Here is a 20,461-nt window from a genome sequence, read left to right as displayed (position 1 = left end):
CTTGTGACACGATGGGAGCGCACGACGGAGGGAGTGCCGGTGAGCGGCCAGACGTGGACCCCTGCCCCGAAGAAGGGCATCATCCCCCTGCATCCGCTGACATTCGGGATGCTGCTGAGCAAGTCGTTCGTCGCGCTGCGGCACAACCCCAAGGTCCTCTTCGGCTTCGGGGTCGTGATCCAGCTGGCGGTCGTCGTGCTGAGCGCCACGGTGATGGGCTTCGTGTTCGTCACCACGTTCACGCGACTCGAGTCGCTGTCGCCCTCCTCTGCGGACTTCGAGGCCGTGTTCGCAGGCACCATCGCGATGAACATCGTCGCCGGCATCGCCGTGGGCCTCGCATCCGTCGCCTTCACCGCCCTGATGCAGGGCGTCGTCGCAGCCGAGGTCGGCTTCGCCGCGATCGGGGTGAAGGCGAGCCTCAAGACCCTCTGGCGCAAGATGATCCCGTCGTTCTGGCGGCTCGCGGCGTTCGCGTCGCTCTCCGTCATCTTCGTCTTCGGCGTGATCGTGATCCTCTTCGTCATCATCGCCGGCTTCGTCGCGAGTGGGCTCGGCGGTTCCATCGAAGCCATCGGCGGCATCGTCATCCTCATCGTGGTCCTGCTGCTCGCCATCGTCCCCCTCATGGTCTGGCTCACGACCAAACTGCTCCTCGTGCCGTCGATCCTCGTGCTCGAGCGAGCGAAGTTCCGCGATGCGCTCGTGCGCTCGTGGCGCCTCACCCGCGGTCGTTTCTGGATTGCCTGGGGAGTCACCTTCCTCATCGGCGCCATCATGGGTGTGGCGATGCAGCTCGTGAATCTGCCCGTCTCACTGGTGAGCTCGATGCTCGGGTCGACCATCGCTCCGACCGGCTCTGCCGACACCGCGGCGATCATGGGGTTCGTCTTCGCGCTCCTCGCCCCGCAGATCCTGCTGCTCGTGCTGCAGGCCATCACCCTCGTGGTGCAGAGCACCGCCGGGACTCTGGTGTATCTCGACAGCCGGATGCGGTACGAGGGTCTCGATCAGGCACTGATCAGTCACGTCGAGAGACGCGATCTCGGATGGACGGACGAGCAGCTCGGCGATCCGTTCGCCGTCGATCCGGCACGCGCCGTCTCGAGCGCTCCGCCGCCGAAGCAGATCCCGGAATGGGCCACGATGACGGCCGCCGGTTATGAGGTGCCGCAGTACCCGGCACAGCAGTACTCAGGGCAGCCGCCCTACGTTCAGCAGTACCTGGCGCAGCAGCACTCGGGGCAGCCGCCCTACGCTCAGCAGTACCCGGCACAGCAGTACCCGGCGCAGCCGCCCTACGCCCAGCAGTACCCGGCACAGCAGTACCCGGCACAGCAGTACCCGGCACAGCCATACCCGGCGCAGCCGCCATATCCGGGAGCGGTCACACCTGCCCCGCCTCAGTCGCCCGCGGACGCCTCGACGCCACCCGCGTACTCGCCCCCTGCTGCTCCCCCGGCTCCTGCGGCTTCGCCGGCTTCCCCCGACGAAGCCACCTGGGCCGCGCCCGGAGCCGGCAGCGAAGGACCTGCATGATCCGCTCGCTCGACGACGTGTGGGTCCCCGACGGAGACGATGCGCGGCAATGGGCCGAGCAGGAGCTCTCCGATCCGCGCTACGCCGATGCGAAGCCCACCTGGTTCGACCTCGTCGCGCGTGACATCGGACGATTCCTCGCCGACCTCTTCAGCTCCGACAACGGCGCCAGCGTGGGGCCCTCAGCCTTGATCATCGTGAGCATCATCGTCTTCGGAGCCCTCGTGGCGGCGCTCATCATCTGGGGCCGCCCGCGCCGCGCCCAGGCTGTCCGTCGGCCCGGGTCCGGCCTCCTCGGCGCGGACGACGACCGCTCGGCCGCGCAGCTGCGAGCCGATGCCGATCGCTGTGCACGCGGAGGCGACTGGGACGAGGCCACCATTCTGCGATTCCGCGCGCTCGCCCGAGGGCTCCTCGAGCGCGACCTCATCGATCCTTCCCCGGGAGCGACCGCGCAGGCGATCGCGCGCGAGGTCTCGGTCGTGTTCCCTGCGGAGACGACACCGGTGCGCCAGGCTGCGATCTCCTTCGACGACGTGCGCTACCTCCGGCATCCCGCGACTGCTGAGCGCTATGCCGAGCTCGCGGCCACCGACGACCGTCTGAGTGCGCTGCGCCCAGAGGCGGTGCCCGCGTGAGCGTGGTCACGCAGCGCGATGCCCCGACGTCGACGGCCGAACGCGCGCCTCGTGGCGGAAGATCGCGGTCGCTGCTCGGGTGGGCGATCGTCGTGGCGCTCGTTCTCGGCGGCGTCTTCGTGGCGATACAGGTCGGCGTGCGCATGCCCGATCAACGCGGCTCACTGGATCCGGAGAGCGTGGGCGATTCCGGAGCCATGGCCATCGCCCGGATCCTGGAGGACAACGGCGTCGAGGTCTCGGTGTTCCGCTCGCGGAACGAGGCACGAGCTGCGCTCGACGACGACGCCACACTCGTGATGGCCAATCCCTATACGCTCTCCGACGACGGGATCTCCGAGCTGATCGAACCGGCCCAGCGAGTCGTGTTCCTCTCGAGCAGCACTCATCTGCTGACCCTTCTGCGCATCGGCGAGAACGCCGCGCCGGACTCGGCTCCGGTGCAGGCCGGCTGCGACGCCCCCGAGTTCGCGGAGGTCGGCACCATCCGCCCTGATCGGCTGTTCACGCCGGCCGACGGCGTGGAGGGCTGCTTCGGCGCCGGCGATGCGGCGGCCGTGCTCATCGACGAGGGCGACGGCAAGACGCACGCCGTCGTCGAGGGCGCGCGTCTCTTCAGCAACGCCTACCTCGCGGAAGACGGGAACGCCGCCCTCGGACTCGCTCTGCTCGGTCAGACCGAGCGGGTGGTCTGGTACGTGCCCAGCTTCGACGACACCGACATCGAAGGTGAGACCGACGACACGCTCGGCTCGCTAACGCCCGCATGGGTGACGCCCGCCATCCTGCTGCTCATGATCGCCGTCGTCGCAGCAGCGCTGTGGCGCGGACAGCGCTTCGGACCTCTCGTCGCCGAGACCCTTCCGGTGACCGTGCGCGCCTCGGAGACGATGCACGGACGGGCACGCTTGACAGCGAAGGCAGGTGACGCCGCGCATGCGGCCGAGGCGATCCGCGACGGCAGCAGGCGTCGGCTCGCGCGCAGGCTCGGACTCGCCCTCACCGCGGGCGCCGAGGAGGTCGCGGATGCCGCGGCCGACCGGCTGCGCATCCCTCGCGGATCTCTGCACGACCTGCTCGGCGGTGCGACGCCTGCCGACGATCCCTCGCTGATCGATCTCGCGCGGCGCCTGCAGGAGCTCGAGAGCGCGGTCGACGCCTCCTCCTTCACCGAACGGAGATCCGAGTGATCCGCCGATGCCACCGAACCGCCGTCCATCCATCCGAACGGAAGCCGAGGACACCACGTGACCGCTGAGACATTCAACGACGCCGAACTGCGTCAGGCCATGCACCGTGTGCGCACGGAGGTCGACAAGGCTGTCGTCGGCCAGGCGGGCACCGTGACCGGCCTGCTGGTGTCGCTGCTGGCACGAGGACACGTGCTGCTCGAGGGCGTGCCCGGGGTGGCGAAGACACTGGTCGTGCGCTCGTTCGCACGTGCGCTGGGTCTCGACACGAAGCGCGTGCAGTTCACGCCCGACCTCATGCCCGGAGACGTCACCGGCTCGCTCGTGTACGACGCCAGGACGGGCGAGTTCGACTTCCGTCCGGGACCGGTGTTCACGAACATCCTGCTCGCCGACGAGATCAACCGCACACCCCCGAAGACGCAGGCCGCCCTGCTCGAGGCGATGGAGGAGCGGCAGGTGTCCGCCGACGGCGTCAGCCGACCGCTGCCCGATCCGTTCCTCGTCGCGGCGACGCAGAACCCGATCGAACACGAGGGCACCTACTCGCTTCCGGAAGCGCAGCTCGACCGCTTCCTCATGAAGCTCGTCGTCGGAATGCCTGAGCGGGACGCCGAAGTGTCGGTGCTCCGCAAGCACGCATCGGGTTTCTCGCCTCGCGAGCTCACCGGCGTCGAGGCCACCGTCTCCGCCGACGAGATCCGGGCGGCGCAGGATGCCGCCGGGCGCGTCGAGGTCACCGATGACGTCCTCGGCTACGTCGTCGATCTCGCCAGGGCGACGCGACAGTCGCCATCGGTCGAGCTCGGCGCGAGTCCTCGCGCCTCGACGGGTCTGCTGGCCGCTGCGAAGGCGTGGGCGTGGCTCAACGCATCGACCGCAGTCACCCCTGATCACGTGCAGACCATGCTCGTGCCGGTCTGGCGACACCGACTGCAGCTGCGTCCAGACGCGCAGATGGAGGGCGTGTCGGCGGATGCCGTGCTCACGTCCGTCGTGCAGCAGACCAGGGTGCCGATCTAGGTGTTCGTCACCGGCCGTCTCGCGCTTGCCGTCGCCGTCGGCATCGTCCCGCTCGTCCTCGCCGGGCTCGCGGAGTTCCCGCCATATGCCGCGCTGGGCATCTGGGTGCTGCTGTGCGTGCTGCTGGTGGTGCTCGACGTGCTGCTGGCACCGAGCCCTCGCTCCGTCGTCGTGACGAGGCGCGTGCCGGCCCGCGCCCGGATCGGAGAACTGGTTCCGGTGAGCGTCGCGCTGCAGAATCAGGGCAGCCGCACCCTGCATGCGGTGATCCGTGATGCATGGCAGCCGACGGCGGGCGCGGGCGAGGCGCGTCAGCGACTCAGCATCCCACCGGGCGAACGGCGACGCGTCTCGATGCCGCTGCTTCCCCGGCGTCGAGGGGAGCTCGCAAGCGAGTTCGTGATGATCCGGTCACGGGGTCCGCTCGGCCTCGCCGGACGGCAGGCCCGCCACACGGTGCGGGGAACCGTCCGGGTGCTCCCTGCCTTCTCGTCGCGCAAGCACCTGCCTTCACGGCTGGCACGGCTGCGGGAGCTGGACGGCAACACGAGCATCCAGGTGCGCGGTCAGGGGACCGAGTTCGACTCTTTGCGCGAATACGTTCGGGGCGACGACGTACGGTCCATCGACTGGCGGGCGACCGCCCGGGCGGGAACCACGATGCTGAGGACGTGGCGACCCGAGCGCGACCGCCACGTCGTGATCATCATCGATACGGGGCGCACCGCGGCTGCGCGCGTCGGCGACGGAACGAGAGTGGACGCCGCCCTCGAGGCATCGCTTCTGCTCGCTGCCCTCGCGGCGCGAGCGGGTGACCACGTGCATCTGCTCATGTACGACCGTGTCGTGCGGGCTCGAGTCACCGGCGTCGACGGCGCCGCGCTTCTGCCCGCCCTGACGGATGCGATGGCCCCGGTGCACGCCCGCCTCGTCGACACCGACTGGCCGGGCGCGTTCGCCGCGGTTCGCACACTCACGACCCGCCCCGCGCTGATCGTCGTGCTGACCGCACAGGATGCCGCTGAGTCGGCACGCGGATTCCTCGGTGCCTTCCCCGATGCGAGCAGGGCGACGTCCATCCTCGTCGGATCCGTCACGGACGACGGCATCGCGGATCTCGCGATGCAGCGTGGTTCGCGCGAGGAGATCTACCTCGCCGCCGCCGCTGAACGCACCATGCGCGACGCGGAGAACGTGGCCGATGCGGTGCGTCGCGCCGGAGGCGAGGCCATCGCCGCCGATCCTGAGACGCTGCCGCCTCGGATCGCCGACCGATACCTCGAGCTGAAAGCCTCAGGGCGGCTGTGAACCGCTGAGACCTCAGCCGGCCAGAAGTCGCGGTGTCCCTGCCTCATACTCGACGAGGTCGCCGGTCTCGCCTCGGCGATACGCGCGACCGCCGATGACGAGCATGTAGATCAGGAACGCGGCGAGCGCGGCCACGCCGATGCCGATCTTGATCGGCCAGGGCAGAGACCACCCGGTCACGAAACCCTCGATCAGGCCCGAGACGAACAGCGCAAAGACGAGTCCGATCGCCACCGTCGCGAGCGAGCGTCCCTCGGCGGCGAGAGACTCGCCTCTCGATCGATGCCCCGGAGCGACCCACGACCAGAAGAGGTGGAGTCCGCCGGCCGCGGCGACGAAGATCGACGTCATCTCGAGAAGGCCGTGCGGGAGGATGTAGAGGATCATCACATCGACCTGATCGTGGGCGGCCATGACGGCGCCGGATACCCCGAGACCCATCGCATTCTGTACGAGCACGTTGATCGGCCAGAGGCCGGTGATGCCGAACAGAACGCACTGCAGGGCGATCCAGGCGTTGTTCCACCAGACCATGCCCATGAAGACCGCCGCGGGGTTCTCGGTGTAATAGCCGGTGAAGCTCTCATCCGCATACTGCTCGAGCAGGTCGGGCGGGCCGAGGGTGGCCAGAAGCGCCGGGTCTGACGAGATCCATGCGGCGGTGCCGACCACGACCGCGATGAACGACACCGCGACCACGAGCGTCGTCCAGCGCAGTCGATAGAGGGCAGCCGGCAGCTGCAGGGAGAAGAAGCGGCCGGTCTGGGTGAGGATGTTGTCGGATGCGCCCGTGAGTCGCAGCCGTGCGCGCACGAGGATCGTCGAGAGATACGCGCCCTGAGGAGATTCGCCCACCGAGGTCTTCAGCTCCGCGAGGTCAGCGGATGCCGCGCGGTATCGGACGATCAGCTCGTCGACGCCCGCCCCGTCGAGCCGGGCGCGGCTCAACTGGTCGAGTCGCTCCCACTCGGCGCGGCGTGCATCTGTCAACGCATCGGCATCCACCTGATTTACTGTACCCATGTCCGTCCCGCTCGATGCATCCGATGAGGTTCTCTCCGGCGAAGCCGTCGCGATCGACGTGCAGCCGATCGGATTCGTCCTGCGAGCCGCGGGGGCGATCATCGATCTCCTGGTCGGCATCGCCGTCTTCGTGCTCACCCTGTTCCTGCGCATCTGGCTGCTCGACATCGGAGTTCTCGACCAGGCGACCGACACGATCGCCTTCATCGCTTCGATCGTGATCAGCTTCGTGGTGCTGCCGATCACGATGGAGGTCGCTCTCAAGGGCCGCAGCCTCGGAAAGCTCGCGGTGGGTGGTCGCATCGTACGCCTCGACGGGGGCGCGACCGGATTCCGGCACGCCTTCATCCGGGCGCTTCTGGGCGTTCTCGAGATCTACATGACGCTGGGCAGCGTCGCGGTGCTCGCCGGGGCGTTCAGCGCCCGATCCCAGCGCCTCGGAGACATGGTCGCGGGCACCTACAGCCAGCGCGTGCGCACGCCGAAGCTGATCCCGAGCGTCCCGGTGCTGCCGCCGATGCTCGCCGGCTGGGCCCAGATCGCCGATGTGGCCCGCCTGCCCGACCGGCTCGCCCGTCGCATCTCCCAGTTCTTGCAGAGCGCTCCGCGAATGGTGCCGTCTGCACGAGCGAGGGTGGCGCAGGATCTGCTCTCCGAGGCCTCGCCGTTCGTCTCACCCCTGCCCCAGGCCGCGCCCGAAGTGGCGCTCATCGGCATCACCGTGCTTCGTCGCGAGCGGGAGCGCACGGCACTGCAGAACGCCGATCGCCGAGCGGAGAAGCTCACCGGTCGTCACGTCGGCGTCTGAGCACTCGCCCGGTGCGGAAGCCGCCGGGCCCACGTCAGAATCGGATCGCGTCGATCACCTTCACCCGCAATGCGACCAGCGCCGGGATGAAGCCGGCGACGGCACCGACCAGGATCGACGCCGCGAGACCGACGAAAGCCGCTCGCATCGGGAACGGCGGGATGTCCTGGATGCCGTAGAAGAGCGACGTCACCACCCAATCGGAGCGGAGCACCGCGACCACGATCGCGATGCCGACGAGCCCGGCCACGGTTGTCGCCACAAGACTCTCGAGGAACACCGAGAAGAAGACCCGGCCCGACGTCGCCCCGAACGCGCGACGCACACCGATCTCACGCACCCGCTGCCGCATGGCGACCAGCTGGATGTTGATCAGGCTCAGCGCGCCGAGAGCGAGGATGACCGCCGCGATGCCGCCGGTGACCATCTCGAACGTCGCCTGCGCGTCCAGCGCACCGGGTTGGGCCGCCCAGTCCGAGCGGCTGACCGACACGGTCTGCCCCTCCGGAAGTCCCGCCCGAAGATCCATCGCGAGCACGGGTGCGATCTCATCGACCTGACCGAGGCCCAGCCAGATCTCATACTGCGGCCAGGCTCCCTCCGGCAGGGCATCGACGCGAGCACGATACGCGTCGTAGAGGATGTCGACGCGCAGCTCCTCGTCGCCGACCCCCTGGCGAGGCACGACGCCCACGACCTGGTACGTGCCGCCTGCCGGCCCTGCGAGCGTCAGCGTCGGGTGCTGAGCGACGGGTGTCCGCCCGATGCGGTCCCACAGCGCCTCCGTGATCACGACGGGCGGTGAGAGCGCGTCGGAATCCGCATCGCGCATCCAGCGCCCCTCGAGCAGCTGCTCGCGGTGGATCTGCGAGTAGAGAGGGTCGATCAATCGCGAGTTCACGTCGACGATGCCGTCAGGAAGCTGCACGGGGACGACCATGCCCTGCGCGATCCGCGCGGTGTGGCTGAACTCGAATCGCTCAGCGACGCCGGTGAACCGTTCGTCGAAGGCGTCGAAGTCGACGGGTGCGCCGTCGTCGCTGCTGATCGTGACGACCAGCGTCGCTGCCCGACCACCCCAGCGGTCCGACTGCTCGGCCTGGAACTGGCGCTGATACTCGGAGATGGCCACGACCCCGGTGAGTGCCGCCACCGAGACCGCGATGCCGATCAGACTGAGCAGCACCCGCAGTTTATGAACACGGATCTCCGACCAGGCGTCCGAGAGGGCGCCGAGGATGCCGGTCACGACACTGCTCCGCGACGCGAGGAAGGCATGGCTGGCACAGTGGCGGGCGCGGATGCCTCCGAGTCCGCTGATGCGGCGGAGGGGACGGAGGCGGCGAGCGTGGAGGCCTCGAAGGCGCGGCTGAGATCCGCCGTCTCGAGCACTCCGGTGTCGAGCCGGTAGTGCCGCCTGGCTCGGGCGGCCACATGGAGGTCGTGCGTGATCGTGACGAGTGCGGCGTCGGTCTCGGTCGCCACCTGGTCGAGCAATGACATGACGGACGCACCCGTGTCGATGTCGAGAGCTCCGGTCGGCTCGTCCGCGAGGATCAGCACGGGGCGGCGCACGAGGGCCCGGGCTATCGCGACCCGCTGCTGCTCGCCTCCGGAGAGGCGGTCGGCGACCTGCTCGATGCGGTGGCCGAGGCCGACCCGCTCGAGCATGTCGGCGGCGATCTGTCTCCTGTTCCAGAACATCCGCCCCCGTGCGTGCCCGAGCGGCATCATCACGTTGTCGAGCGCCGTGCGCCCAGGCAGCAGATTGAACTGCTGGAAGACGAAGCCGACGTTGTCCCCGCGCAGCCTGTCCAGCCGCCCTGAGCGCATGAGCCGCACTTCGCGGTCTTCGAACGACACGGACCCGCTGGTCGGAGCGTCGAGCATCCCGAGGATGTTGAGCAGCGTCGATTTGCCCGAGCCCGACCTGCCGACGATCGACACGTGGTCACCGGCACTCACCTCCAACGAGATGCCCCGAAGGATCTCCAGTTCCGAGTCATCGGCGAGCCGGACGCTCTTCGTCACATCGCTGAGTGCGACGAGCGTCACCAGCTGACCCCGCTGTCGCACTGCTCCACGCCGGGCTCGATCTCGTAGCAGAACTCCTCCACCGGTGCGACGAACCCGGGAACGAACTGTCTGATCGACTCGCCCTCTTCGAGACCGGAGACGACCTCGACCATGGTTCCGTCGTTCACGCCGAGCTCGACAGGGCGCTCCTCGGGTTCGGCGCCGTCGCCGGCGTCGACCCACACGTTGCCGGTGCCGGCCCCGCCCTGCACGGCCGTGACCGGCACCACCAGGGCGTCGTCGACCTGTCCGAGCGCGAGATCCATCGTCGCAGGCAGGCCCGCGAAGACGACCTGGTCGCCCGGCACCGCGCATCTGACGCTCGCCGTGCCCTCGGCGCTCACCTGCACGCGTACTCCCGTGCAGGCGAACGGCGCTGGTCCGCCGGTGATGGTCACCGATGCCTCGGAGGGTGCGTTCACCAGCCGGTAGAGCTGCACCGGTTCCACCGTCGCGAGCAGGTGGTAGCGCGCCGGCGTGAGCGTGAAGATCTCGGTGCCCGCGGACGTCGCCTGTCCCTTGACGAGAGCGATCTCCGAGACGTCGCCCGCCTCGGAAGCGACGACATCCACATCCTTCTTCGGCTCGTCCTGCCTGATCGTGAAGAGCTTCTGGCCTGCCGCGACCGTCGCCCCTTCCGGCACGTGCACCGCGATGACCGTCCCGGTGACCTCTGTGCGCACCGGGAAGGCCTCGTCGCGGGCGACGTTGCCGCTCAGGGTGAGGGCATTCACGACGGAGCCTCGCTCGACCGGGATGACCGGGTCGCCGATCGACGCCTCAGGACTGACCATCGCCTCGCTGCTGTCCGGGAAGAACGCGATCTTCACGAGAGCCGCGGCGCATGCTCCGAAGACGAGCACGAGAAGAAGAGGGAAGATCCAGCGTCGCCAGACGATCACAGCTGCCTTTCCGGCGGCGCCGCCCTGGCGCATCCGCGGTCAGCGTAGCCGGGTGCTCCGAGGACTCACCGCCGCGGGGCGGCGTGTCTCATCCACCGAAGTGAAGAACTCAGGCGCGAAGCGCCTCATGCCGGATCACGAGCCACCCCGCGGGCACTGACAACCGATCCGCGTGCTGCGCGCACAGATCGTGAGCGTTCGGGTGCCGTGCTGTCCCCAGTGGCCCGAGCGCCGCCATCTGATCGCCGTAGTCGTAGGTGAGCGTCGCCACGGCTTCACGCGCGCAGCCGACCTTCGAGCAGAGTCTTCCGTCCATTCACGCCAGGCTACGTCCAGGTTCTCCGGTCGAGCGGATGCCGCGCCGCCCCGGCCGACAGACTCGGCCTAGACTTTCGCTATGCCCCGTCGTCGCCGAACCTCCGAAGCACCCCGACGCGGGGCGAGGCACGGACGGCATGGGCGACTCGGACGCAGTGAGGTCGTGCGTCCGCCGCTGGCCCCTCTCGACGGGCGCATCGACCGATTCGATCTGACCGTCGGCACGGCGGTGGAGTTCCTCCGTGGCACCTGGCCGGAGCTGCAGGAGGTCAGGTTCGAGATCGGCGCCATGCCGGCGTTCGAAGCGACGGATGAGGTGCCGCGCTGGCACCTGGATCACGAGAAGGCTCGGATCGTGCTCTTCCGTCTTCCGATCGAGCGCCTGCTGCCGCCAGGGCACGACGACGGCGCTCACCGGCGTATGGCGATCGAGAGCGCCGTGTTCCGAGCCGCCGCGGAGTACGTCGGCCGTGAACCCTGGGACCTCGGCGGTCACGACCACTGAGGTCGCGGATCGACCCCCACCGCCCCGATCGTCACGGGTAGACGGTGATGCTCTGCTGCGCCCCCGTCGCGGGCCAGATGGGCCACACCGCGAGCTCACCGGCCGCGGCCATCGTGACCGAGGCGTGCACGGGTGTCGGGGTCGAGATCGAGTAGACGGTGCGCGGCTTCACATCGACCGACACGGAGGAGCCCGCGGGCACGGTGACCTCGATCGGGTCTCCCCCGGGGGCGGCTGCTACCTGCACCACCGCATCGGCATCCTCACGATTGACGAGCACGAGGCGGGGATTCGGCCCGGAAGGAACAGCCATGTAGATGTCGTCTTCGAGTTCCGGGGCCGGTGTGACCCAGGCGAAGTCGTCCTGCGGGCCTGCGCCGTCCTGCTGTCTCACGCCGGCGAGGACAGGGTTGTCGGACTCGATGCTCATCGTGTAGCTGCCGGGCGAGAGCGCCGACAGAGAGAGCTCCGTCGGCAGATCAGCGGTGAGCGGCACCGTGAACTCGTCGACGACCGTCGACGACCCGACCTCGCTGATCCTCACCACGGCATCGGAGTCCACCTCGGGCGACATCAGACGCAGAACAGCCATGTCGGCGTTGTCGCCCTGGTTCTCGAACACCTCGATGCCCGGAAGCACCGGCTGACGCTGCGCAGCGGGAACCGCATCCTGCAGATCGATTCCCGCTGGGTCCAGCGTTCGGGTGAGCGAGGACTGCAGCACGGCACGCACCGGCGCGCCTGTCGCTGTCACCTTGACGATCGGGAAGTCGGAGCCGGCGGCGATCGATGTCAGCGGCAGCGCGACCTGCGACTCCGCGGGGACGATCACGGTGCTCGATGCCCGCACCGACCCGTAGACGCCGAGCGCCACTGTCGAGGGTACGACGCCCGGATTCGTGAGGACGATGAGATCCTCGGTTCCTGTGGCGACCGTTCCGCCCACGAGCCACGACTCGATGCTCGGAGGGCGGCAGGGAGCCGCGGCGAGGCCGGACAGATCCGCCTCTGCCAGACTCGCGGACTCGGTCGCGCCGAGCAGGGGGGCTTGGCGTCCGTCGACGATGCCGACGAGGCGCAGGGCGGCTCCGCCGTCGGCGAGGTCCTTCGCAAGCAGGGGGCTCGACTCCGGTCGGCCCGACGAGCCCTCGACCGTCAGTGCGGGTGTTGCCGCCGACACCATCTCGAGCGGATTGGACGGATCGCGTCCGACGGCGCGGAGGTCGCCGTTGCACACGAGCACGGTGTCACCCGGAAGAGGCGTCACCTGTGCCTGAGCGGGCTCGTGCACGACTGTCGGCCACGTCGCCGTGACGCCGAACGCGACGCCGACGACGCACGCCCCTGCCACGACCGCGCCAGTCAGGACTCGAGCGCCGGTGGCCGCCACCCGGAATGCACGGTTGCCGGTCATCGTCGCTCCCTCTCGTCCTGTTCGGAGTCCGGGCCTCCATGACCCTTCGTGCCCGCGTCGTGGTCGGCATCGTCGACGGCGTCGCCGGGATCGGTCTCCGCGTCCTGATGCGGACTGCTCGGAGAACCGGTCTCCGAGGACGCATCGGGTTCTGGTGTCTCGGAGGATCCATCGTCCGTCGTCCCGGCGACCGCAGGGACCCCGTCATCCTCGCGCGACGTGCCGGGATCTTCACGATCATCGGAGTCTTCGCGGTCCTCGGGGTGTCGCGGCAGAACGAGCGGCTCTTCCGGTGCACGTCCCACGATTCGCGACCTGGCACGCGCCGCCCGTCGCGACGCACGCGTCGGCACCGACAGCAGCAGGGCGGCGAGAACGAGCACGAGCTGGATCGTGATCACGAGCCGGGCCGTCGCCTGCTCGGCTGACGAGAGCGGGGCACGCGGCGAGGCATCGGCCTCGAGCCGGTAGAGCACACCGCGGTCGGTGGAACCGGCCTGAACGAATCCCGCCCGCTGATCGAGCGATGTCACGGCCGCCGTGCGCAGGGAGCGGGCACGATCGGACTCTTCTCCGGAGACCTCAGCGACGAGGACGTAGGAGATCCCGGTCATCCCCAGTTCGTCCGCGGCATCGAAATCGCGCGCCGAGAGCAGGTCGACCGCCAGCGTCGTGAGGTCGGCACCGCGCAGCTCCGTCGCTGTCGACAGGATCGTCGTCTGGGCGCTCAGCGTCTCACTTCCGCCCCACGCGACCTCGGTCGCGAGCCCTCCGTCGTTCTGGGGGGTGAGCACGAGGGTGCCGATCTGACGGTCAGCGCCCGCCTGTGCGGCGACGTACGCCGGCAGCGTCGACGCAGGGCCGTCGGTCAGTTCGGAGGAGTCGGAGTGGAATGCGGCGAGCGCCGGAACCGCGCACACCGCGATCGACAGTCCGGCGACCGCCGCGCTCAGGACTCGCACCCGTGGCATCGACAACGCGGTGTCGAGGGTCACGAGGGCGGCTCCCGTGACGCCGACCCAGGCGAGACTGAGACCGGAGCCCGGCCAGATCGCGACAGGCTCCCCCTGGGCGAAGGACACTGCGACGCCGACCGCGAGGAATGCGGTGGCGAGGCCGGACAGTGCGACGACCAGAAGGGTGATCCCCGCCCGCCAGCGAGGAGCGACCGACGATGCGAGAGCGAGAAGTGCCAGAGGGGCCAGCAGCACCGCGACCCACGGCGCGAGTTCGACGCCGAGCCAGGAGGCCCATCCTGCCATGTCTCCGGTGGGGAACCCCGTGGCCAGGGCGAGCCTTCCTGCCGCATCGGCCGTCGCCTGCGGACCGTTCCAGACCGAACCGGGATCGGCGAGCACCGCGAGGATGTCACCGTGGCGAAGCTGCCAGAGCACGAGCGGAGCGAAGAGCGCGACAGCAGGAACAGGCACCCACAGCAGGCGGACGGCCCCGCGGATCCGCGCCCCGGCCAGAGTGATGCCGAGCGCCACGACCCACAGCAGCAGGAGCGCCGGGGCCAGCGACGGCGCGCACGCCGCCACCGCGGCGAAGAGGAGGGATGCGGCTCCCGCCGCGCCCCATGAACGGTGGGCCACGGCCGCTGCGTGGAAGAGCCACGGCAGCAGAAGGTGCACCAGCACTCCTGCTGGGCGACCGTCGACCAGCGCAGTGAGGAAGGTCGGCGCGAGCGCCCACACGATTCCGGCGAAGATGCGCAGGCCCGCTCGATCCGTCACACGCGTTGCGGCGAACCAGCCGCCGAGCACCGCAAGCGGCAGCGCCAGCACCCAGAGCAGCACGAGGGAGAACGACGGGGCACCCGGCCAGAGCGAGCCGAGCACGGCGAGCACACCGGCGAACGGATCGGCCGGACCCACCACATCGACTCCGAGACCTCGCAGCCCCCAGGCGGCGTCGTTCCAGAGCGCTCCGACCGTTTCGCGCAGCGGAAGCAGGGCCCCGCCACCGAGCACCGGCCACGCGAGGATCGTGGTGAAGGTCGCGAGGCTGACCACGAGCGCGGCGAGCACCGCCCAGGCGCCACCGCCCGAGAAGAATCGAAGTTCGCTGGCGGATCCGCCTTCGCTGCCATGGCCGTCGTCCAGCCGTCGACGCAGGTCGGAGCTGCTCACCCGCAGCGGTGCGATGCTCGACCAGCTCGATGTCCGGAACGAACGGATGCGCGCACGAGAGCGAGCGATCGCGCCGAAGCGGAACATCGCCGTGATTGCCGCTGCCCACTCGGGAGCGACCGCCTCCGGCCTCTTGCCGATCAGATCGGTCATCGATCGCCAGAGTGCGAGCGGGAGCAGGCTCAACCAGTGCAGCGGCACGGCGATCGCCGGGGCGTAGGCGAGCCGGCGGTGCAGCTGCGCAAGTCTGGTCGCGAAGGCGCGCCTGCCTCGTGGGGTCGGCAGTGCCGCTGGTCCATCGGGCGAGACCGACACTCTCGCCGACGGCGCGAGCACGACACGTCCGCCGCCGAGTCGGGCGCGGACTCCGAGATCGAGTCCCAGATCCGCTCCCGCGAGGGCCGGATCCGGCCTAAGCGCGTCACGGACCTCGCCGCGGATCAGCATGCCGCGGATGTCTGCACCCAGCGCGTCGTCGCTGCCGTCGTGCTGTCCCTGATCCAGCTCACCGGCTGCCAGCTCTACGGCGCGTCCGAGGGTCGTCATGCTGACACCGAGGGAGACGATCTCGCGCTCGTTGTCCGTGTGCACGAGCTTGGGTGCCACGATCGCCGCAGACGGCGAGCGCTCGAGGGTTCCGACCAGGCGCTCGAGAGCGCGCTCGTGCGGCGCGGTGTCATGCGCGAGCAGCCAGACCGCACTCCCCTCGAGGATGCGAGGTCTGGCCAGCTCGACCGCGTCGGCGAAGGACGTACCGCCGCGTGCCTGGATGATGCCTTCGACAGCGCCGGCGATGGCCCCGCTCTCACGAGCCGAGGCCGCATCGCCGCACATCACCAGGGTGATCGCGGCTGGGGGTGTGGTCTGGGAGCGCAACGCATCGAGTGTGCGGAGCAGCTGCGCGCGGGCGGAAGAACCGGGGCGCGCGACGATGATTGCATGAACTCGGGCTGGCATGACCTGGTCAGCCTATGCGCGCGGCAGGACTCCGAGGCATACCTGCTTCGGCGTGGCCGCGAAGCTATGAGAATCGCGAGTCGCCTCGGGTGACGTCTCCCTGGGAGCGGCTCGGAGCGCGCCTCCCGACGACCGTCGCATACCGGATCAGCTGGCGCGACGCTTGAGCTTGCGGCGCTCGCGCTCCGATAGGCCGCCCCAGATCCCGAAGCGCTCGTCGTTGTTGAGCGCGTATTCGAGGCATTCGCCGCGGACGTCGCACGATGTGCAGATCCGCTTGGCGTCGCGGGTGGACCCGCCCTTCTCGGGGAAGAAGGCCTCGGGATCGGTCTGCGAGCAGAGCGCATCGCTCTGCCATGCCAGAGCATTGTCGTCGTCGGTCTCGATCTTCCGAACCCCGGGGACACCGAGGTTGATCGGATCGACGAACCAGTTCTCCGGTACGTCTGAACGGTAACCCGTCATCTCGCTCTCCAACCCCTAAATTCCGCCCCCTCGGCGGGCCGTGCTCAACTAATTACACCCGTGTCATTCGCATCGGTCAAGTCGCGGATCGTAAACCCTCAATCCGGTCTTGAAGGTTCTTGACCACCACACGGCGTGTCGCACGCCCGCGCCGAGGGTCACCCTTCTGCGGCAGGATCGCCGGGAGCGGCGACGAACACTTCGCCTCGACCGCTGATCGTCACGCGCTCCTCCTCGGGCGTCGCGAACGTGACCGTGCCGACCGGGACTTCACGCCGCTCGCCGTCTGCGCCGCTCACCACGACACGACCGACCGTGGCGAGGACCATGGTGGGTCCGTCCACGTCGATCACGACACTCGCATCGTCGAGCTCGATCCGTCTGAGCGAGAAGTCGGCGACGGGCACCGGGTACACGGTGACGGCATCCGCCGCCGCCGGACGCAGCACGGGCACTTCACCCGTCGTCGTGTCGAGGATCGAGAGCAGCTCAGGCACATCGATGCGCTTGGGGGTGAGGCCTCCGCGCAGCACGTTGTCGCTGGCCGCCATGATCTCCACCCCGAGCCCCGAGATGTAGGCGTGCAGCAGACCGGCCCTCAGGAAGACGCCCTCTCCCCTGCGCAGCACCACGTGGTTCATGAGGAGCGCGACGACCACGCCCGGGTCACCCGGGTAGGTCTCCGCGATCGCAGCCACTCCACGAAGGGTGGCGGCCCACTCGCCCGACGCGGAGCCTGCCGCCGTGTGCACCGCGTCCACGATGTCATCCACCACCGCCTGCGCGTCACCCGACAGCAGCCAGCCGATCGTGTCGCGCAGCACGTCACCCTGGCCGTCGAGACGAGAGGCGAGCTCCGCGACCCCCGTGCTCTCTCCCAGCACGTCGAGCAGGCGCAGCGTATCTTCGACGGGCCGCAGCCCGCTCAGCGACTCGAAGCGCTCGCTCAAGGCGACGAGCAGCTCCGGCTTGTGATTGTCGTCGCGATAGTTGCGGTTCGGGTCAGTGGCAGCGAGCGCCGACTCCCGCGCCCACCCCGCTCTCGCCTGCTCGATGGTGGGGTGCACCTGGATCGACAGCGGCGATGCGGCCGCGAGCAGTTTCAGCAGGTAGGGCAGGGATCCGCCGGTGACGTCGTCGAGCGTCCCGTCGCCCTGCACATCCGCAGGGTCTCCAGGGTGGTCGCCGAACCACACCTCGGCCTCGGGGCCACCCGTGGGGGTGCGGCCCTCCAGGTCGGCGAGAAGCGTAGGCGACCCCCAGGCGTAGTCACGGGGCACGTTCGAGAGGCTGAGAAGCATGTCACCAGGGTATTGGCATGCGAACTCGCCGTGCCACGACGTACTGCATCAGGTTCGTCGCGATGTCCGCGCTGTAGCCTGAACGCGATGGCGCAATATACGAAGCACCCGGTCGCCGCCCCGCCCACCGCTCCAGAGCGCGAGTCGACGGGGCATCTTCTGCTGCGCGGATACATCGGGCTCGTCCTCTTCGCGACCTTTGCTCACTCGGCGGTCTACAACCTCGTCGGCGAGATCGGCGCCTTCGTCACCCTCATCGTCTTCTTGATCTCCACGCTCGCCATCGGCGTTCCGATGGTCGCCCGCCGCCGTCCTGCCGCGTTCGCCTGGCGGCGACTGCCATGGGCGGCCACCGCCTACACCGCCTTGGCTCTGCTCTCGGTCGCGTGGTCGCAGTGGCGGGGGGCGACGATCATCACCTGGTTCCTGCTCGCGACCGTCACAGTGAACGCGCTGTTCATCGTGCACGTGCTGTCGTGGCAGGAGATCGTGCGAGCACTCGCCTCCGCCTTCAAGTGGATCCTCGGGTTGTCCCTCGCGCTCGAATTGTGGGTCGCGCTCGTCGTGCGTGCTCCGATCCTGCCGAACTTCTTCGTCCGGCCCGACGGCGAGACGAATGCGCATTGGTACTGGGTCAGGGGCAACCTGCTCGACGGCGGCCGCATCCAGGGGATCGTGGGCAATTCCAACGTGCTCGCCATCGTCTGCCTGTTCGCGATCCTCACGTTCGGTGTGCTGCTCGCCGCCCGTGCGCGGTGGCGCACGACTCTGGCCCTCTGGACTCTGCTGGCCGGGTACTTCTTCCTCCGAGCCGGATCCGCCACAGCGTACGCATGCGCGGCGGCCGCGGTCCTCGTGCTCGTCGTCGCACTGCTGATGCGCCGCACGAAGACGCCGGGCGCGCGAACGAGGCTCTACGTGGTGTCCATCGGCGGCGTCGCGATCGCAGGAGCCGCAGCCTGGCTGCTTCGTGAACCGCTCTTCGCCCTCCTCGGGCGCAGTGCAGACCTCACCGGTCGCTCCGACACGATCTGGGACAAGGTCCTCGCGCGCGCCGCCGAGCACCCGATCTTCGGCAACGGCTTCTCCAGCCCCTGGGTGCCTTTCGACCCCGCCTTCGCCGGGTGGATCGAGGATCATGGCATCACCGTCTTCCACGCGCACAACATGTGGCTCGACGTCCTGATGCAGCTCGGCGTCGTCGGTGTCGTCCTTGTTGCGCTCGCCTATCTCAGCCTGCTCTGGCGTTCGTGGTTCTTCGCGGTCGACAGACCTCGATGGGACCTGAAGTCCGACCGCACCTTCTCGGCGATCACATTGCTTCCGAGTCTCTTCACCGTCGTGCTGCTCGTGCAGGGCCTCACTGAGTCGACGCCCATCATGCTCTGGGGTTGGATGCTGCTGGTGATGCTGACGTTCAAGATCAAGGTGGTGCCCCTGGTCGGCGTGGGCGAACGGGAGCGCGTGATCGAGCGCGGCGAGCGAATCCGGCGGGTTCCGTGACGACGCGACGTCGTCTGAGCGATCTGCTCGGCTCGGCCGAATTCGCTCGCGCGTACACGGTGGTGGCCCTCACCTCGGTCTTCTCGTCGTTCACGATCGAACACGCGGCCTCCCACGTCACCCTCGCCACGATCATCGCCGTCCTCTGCGTGCTCGGCGCCTGGGTCCTGTGGGTGCGTCGAGAAGAGCTCTCGCTGCTGCGCATCGCTCCGTCATCGCTCCTGGCTTTCCTCGCCTGGGCGCTCGTCAGCATTGTGTGGACGACCGACAAGTCGTCCACCGCTTTCGGGTGGATGGAGCTCTTCGGATTCGCGTTCCTGGCGGTCACGGTCGGCCACATCCGTGACACGCTCCAGACGGTCCGCGCCCTCGGCGATTCGCTGAGGTTCCTCCTGCTCGTGTCGCTCGGCCTGGAGATCCTGTCCGGCGTGCTGCTCGACACCCCCTTCACCTTCCTCGGCATCCAGGGCGACCTGGCCGTCGGCGGCCCGGTGCAGGGAATCTTCGGCAGCAGGAACATGCTCGGATTCGTCACGGTGATCGCACTGATCACATTCGTGGTCGAGTGGCGCTCCCAATCGCTGACGGCTCGCATCGCGGTCCCGTCGATCGCTCTCGCGTCGCTGCTGGCGTTCTTCTCATCCTCCCCCACCGTGCTGGTGCTCGCGGCCGCGGTCGGCGTCGTCGCCGTCGCTCTCGCGATCGTCCGTCATGCACCTGCGGAGAGACGGACCCTCGTGCAATGGGTGCTCGGCGTTCTCGTCGCCCTCGCCCTCGCTGCGGCCTTCGCTCTGCGCCACGTGATCATCGCACTGCTCGACGCGGGGTCTGACTTCTCGATCAGGGCGACCCTGTGGAACACGATCCTCGATTTCGTCGCTCTCAAGCCGGTGGAGGGATGGGGGTGGTTCGGGTCTTGGGCCCGCGGCGAGTTCCCCTTCACGTACATCAACTTCCTGCTCGACGACCACCATCAGAGCGCGCTGAACGCGTACTTCGACGTCCTGCTGCAGCTTGGCACGGCAGGACTGGTGCTCTTCCTGCTGTTCGGAGGCATCGCCACCGTCCGATCGTGGCTCGTCGCGAGCGTACGACGTTCGGTGGTCTACGCCTGGACGCCTCTCATGCTCGTCACTCTCGCTGTGGAGTCGATGTTCGAGAGCTTCACCCTGGTCGGTGCCGGGTGGTTCATGCTGGTCCTGTGCGCTCTGCGGGCCGGACAGACGAGGTCGTGGCGCGAAAGCATAGATGCCGCGCACACCGGCGCGATCCCGACCCTGCGCCCCGAACGCTGACCACTCGCCGCGCCCTCGGCGGATTCCGAACTGCTCCAGGTAGGGTGGAGCTGCTCGCGGCGCC

The 20,461-nt window shown here is 68.8% G+C and carries 18 protein-coding genes; 9 read left to right on the top strand and 9 right to left on the bottom strand.

Going from position 1 to position 20,461, the window contains the following annotated elements:
- Positions 1–39: 39 nt before the first annotated feature.
- From ASF87_RS12585 to ASF87_RS12565, 5 genes are all read left to right on the top strand, one after another.
- Positions 40–1,539 carry a glycerophosphoryl diester phosphodiesterase membrane domain-containing protein gene (locus ASF87_RS12585; protein WP_056376506.1) on the top strand — a complete coding sequence of 500 codons (1,500 nt, stop codon included), beginning with the start codon at positions 40–42 and terminating at the stop codon, positions 1,537–1,539.
- Positions 1,536–2,177 (top strand): DUF4129 domain-containing protein, encoded by a 642-nt coding sequence (locus tag ASF87_RS12580; RefSeq protein ID WP_042541930.1) that lies wholly within the window; start codon positions 1,536–1,538, stop codon positions 2,175–2,177. Before ASF87_RS12585 ends, ASF87_RS12580 begins: the two co-directional genes overlap by 4 nt.
- A complete protein-coding gene (locus tag ASF87_RS12575) occupies positions 2,174–3,367 on the top strand; it encodes a DUF4350 domain-containing protein (RefSeq protein ID WP_157550068.1) in 1,194 nt (397 codons plus the stop codon). Before ASF87_RS12580 ends, ASF87_RS12575 begins: the two co-directional genes overlap by 4 nt.
- A gap of 99 nt (positions 3,368–3,466) precedes the next feature.
- Positions 3,467–4,390 (top strand): AAA family ATPase, encoded by a 924-nt coding sequence (locus tag ASF87_RS12570; protein WP_056376505.1) that lies wholly within the window; start codon positions 3,467–3,469, stop codon positions 4,388–4,390.
- The gene (locus ASF87_RS12565) at positions 4,391–5,698 is read left to right on the top strand and encodes a DUF58 domain-containing protein (protein ID WP_042541931.1); all 1,308 of its coding nucleotides are present in this window, start codon (positions 4,391–4,393) and stop codon (positions 5,696–5,698) included.
- A gap of 12 nt (positions 5,699–5,710) precedes the next feature.
- Here the strand turns inward: ASF87_RS12565 and ASF87_RS12560 are convergent, their stop codons facing one another.
- Entirely contained in the window at positions 5,711–6,703 is a 993-nt protein-coding gene (locus ASF87_RS12560; RefSeq protein WP_056376240.1) for a stage II sporulation protein M, read from the bottom strand.
- A 16-nt stretch (positions 6,704–6,719) separates the two neighbouring features.
- On the opposite strand from ASF87_RS12560, the gene ASF87_RS12555 reads away from it, so the two are divergent.
- Positions 6,720–7,529 carry an RDD family protein gene (locus ASF87_RS12555; RefSeq protein WP_056376239.1) on the top strand — a complete coding sequence of 270 codons (810 nt, stop codon included), beginning with the start codon at positions 6,720–6,722 and terminating at the stop codon, positions 7,527–7,529.
- A 34-nt stretch (positions 7,530–7,563) separates the two neighbouring features.
- On the opposite strand, the gene ASF87_RS12550 is transcribed toward ASF87_RS12555, so the two are convergent.
- The 4 genes from ASF87_RS12550 to ASF87_RS12535 all read right to left on the bottom strand — a co-directional run bounded on the left by ASF87_RS12550 (position 7,564) and on the right by ASF87_RS12535 (position 10,823).
- Positions 7,564–8,778 (bottom strand): ABC transporter permease, encoded by a 1,215-nt coding sequence (locus ASF87_RS12550; protein WP_056376238.1) that lies wholly within the window; start codon positions 8,776–8,778, stop codon positions 7,564–7,566.
- Positions 8,775–9,584 carry an ABC transporter ATP-binding protein gene (locus tag ASF87_RS12545; protein ID WP_082508910.1) on the bottom strand — a complete coding sequence of 270 codons (810 nt, stop codon included), beginning with the start codon at positions 9,582–9,584 and terminating at the stop codon, positions 8,775–8,777. The genes ASF87_RS12550 and ASF87_RS12545 overlap by 4 nt, the downstream gene beginning before the upstream one ends.
- Positions 9,581–10,540, bottom strand: a complete 960-nt coding sequence (locus ASF87_RS12540) for an efflux RND transporter periplasmic adaptor subunit (RefSeq protein WP_235558943.1) — start codon at positions 10,538–10,540, stop codon at positions 9,581–9,583. Before ASF87_RS12540 ends, ASF87_RS12545 begins: the two co-directional genes overlap by 4 nt.
- A gap of 76 nt (positions 10,541–10,616) precedes the next feature.
- Complete coding sequence (locus ASF87_RS12535) at positions 10,617–10,823, bottom strand: DUF3499 family protein (RefSeq protein WP_056376237.1); 207 nt, start codon at positions 10,821–10,823, stop codon at positions 10,617–10,619.
- A gap of 165 nt (positions 10,824–10,988) precedes the next feature.
- On the opposite strand from ASF87_RS12535, the gene ASF87_RS12530 reads away from it, so the two are divergent.
- Positions 10,989–11,330 (top strand): metallopeptidase family protein, encoded by a 342-nt coding sequence (locus tag ASF87_RS12530; RefSeq protein ID WP_056376236.1) that lies wholly within the window; start codon positions 10,989–10,991, stop codon positions 11,328–11,330.
- A gap of 31 nt (positions 11,331–11,361) precedes the next feature.
- Here the strand turns inward: ASF87_RS12530 and ASF87_RS12525 are convergent, their stop codons facing one another.
- From ASF87_RS12525 to manA, 4 genes are all read right to left on the bottom strand, one after another.
- Positions 11,362–12,744, bottom strand: a complete 1,383-nt coding sequence (locus ASF87_RS12525) for a DUF5719 family protein (RefSeq protein ID WP_056376235.1) — start codon at positions 12,742–12,744, stop codon at positions 11,362–11,364.
- Positions 12,741–15,833 carry a glycosyltransferase gene (locus ASF87_RS12520; RefSeq protein ID WP_157550067.1) on the bottom strand — a complete coding sequence of 1,031 codons (3,093 nt, stop codon included), beginning with the start codon at positions 15,831–15,833 and terminating at the stop codon, positions 12,741–12,743. The genes ASF87_RS12525 and ASF87_RS12520 overlap by 4 nt, the downstream gene beginning before the upstream one ends.
- A 147-nt stretch (positions 15,834–15,980) precedes the next feature.
- Positions 15,981–16,298 (bottom strand): WhiB family transcriptional regulator, encoded by a 318-nt coding sequence (locus ASF87_RS12515; protein ID WP_079112584.1) that lies wholly within the window; start codon positions 16,296–16,298, stop codon positions 15,981–15,983.
- Between the two features lie 158 nt (positions 16,299–16,456).
- On the bottom strand, positions 16,457–17,599 hold the full coding sequence (gene manA / locus ASF87_RS12510) for a mannose-6-phosphate isomerase, class I (protein WP_056376234.1): 1,143 nt from the start codon (positions 17,597–17,599) through the stop codon (positions 16,457–16,459).
- Between the two features lie 87 nt (positions 17,600–17,686).
- Between manA and ASF87_RS12505 the strand changes: the two genes are divergently transcribed.
- Both ASF87_RS12505 and ASF87_RS12500 read left to right on the top strand, forming a co-directional pair.
- Positions 17,687–19,102 (top strand): O-antigen ligase family protein, encoded by a 1,416-nt coding sequence (locus tag ASF87_RS12505; protein ID WP_056376233.1) that lies wholly within the window; start codon positions 17,687–17,689, stop codon positions 19,100–19,102.
- Positions 19,099–20,397: an O-antigen ligase family protein gene (locus ASF87_RS12500; protein WP_056376232.1), complete on the top strand. Its 1,299-nt coding sequence runs from the start codon at positions 19,099–19,101 to the stop codon at positions 20,395–20,397. Before ASF87_RS12505 ends, ASF87_RS12500 begins: the two co-directional genes overlap by 4 nt.
- The last annotated feature ends 64 nt before the right edge of the window (positions 20,398–20,461 follow it).

The organism is Microbacterium sp. Leaf161, from assembly GCF_001423645.1.
In the GTDB taxonomy this organism is placed as follows: domain Bacteria; phylum Actinomycetota; class Actinomycetes; order Actinomycetales; family Microbacteriaceae; genus Microbacterium; species Microbacterium forte.
The sequence above is the reverse complement of the archived record's forward strand: the minus strand, read 5'-3'. Positions and strand labels throughout refer to the sequence as shown.

What these genes read in the sequence shown, in the direction of transcription:
- ASF87_RS12525 (WP_056376235.1), bottom strand. Translation starts at nt 12,744, where the DNA reads ATGACCGGCAACCGTGCATTCCGGGTGGCGGCCACCGGCGCTCGAGTC.
- ASF87_RS12555 (WP_056376239.1), top strand. Translation starts at nt 6,720, where the DNA reads ATGTCCGTCCCGCTCGATGCATCCGATGAGGTTCTCTCCGGCGAAGCC.
- ASF87_RS12505 (WP_056376233.1), top strand. Translation starts at nt 17,687, where the DNA reads ATGGCGCAATATACGAAGCACCCGGTCGCCGCCCCGCCCACCGCTCCA.
- manA (WP_056376234.1), bottom strand. Translation starts at nt 17,599, where the DNA reads ATGCTTCTCAGCCTCTCGAACGTGCCCCGTGACTACGCCTGGGGGTCG.
- ASF87_RS12515 (WP_079112584.1), bottom strand. Translation starts at nt 16,298, where the DNA reads ATGACGGGTTACCGTTCAGACGTACCGGAGAACTGGTTCGTCGATCCG.
- ASF87_RS12520 (WP_157550067.1), bottom strand. Translation starts at nt 15,833, where the DNA reads ATGCCAGCCCGAGTTCATGCAATCATCGTCGCGCGCCCCGGTTCTTCC.
- ASF87_RS12540 (WP_235558943.1), bottom strand. Translation starts at nt 10,540, where the DNA reads ATGCGCCAGGGCGGCGCCGCCGGAAAGGCAGCTGTGATCGTCTGGCGA.
- ASF87_RS12570 (WP_056376505.1), top strand. Translation starts at nt 3,467, where the DNA reads ATGCACCGTGTGCGCACGGAGGTCGACAAGGCTGTCGTCGGCCAGGCG.
- ASF87_RS12580 (WP_042541930.1), top strand. Translation starts at nt 1,536, where the DNA reads ATGATCCGCTCGCTCGACGACGTGTGGGTCCCCGACGGAGACGATGCG.
- ASF87_RS12535 (WP_056376237.1), bottom strand. Translation starts at nt 10,823, where the DNA reads ATGGACGGAAGACTCTGCTCGAAGGTCGGCTGCGCGCGTGAAGCCGTG.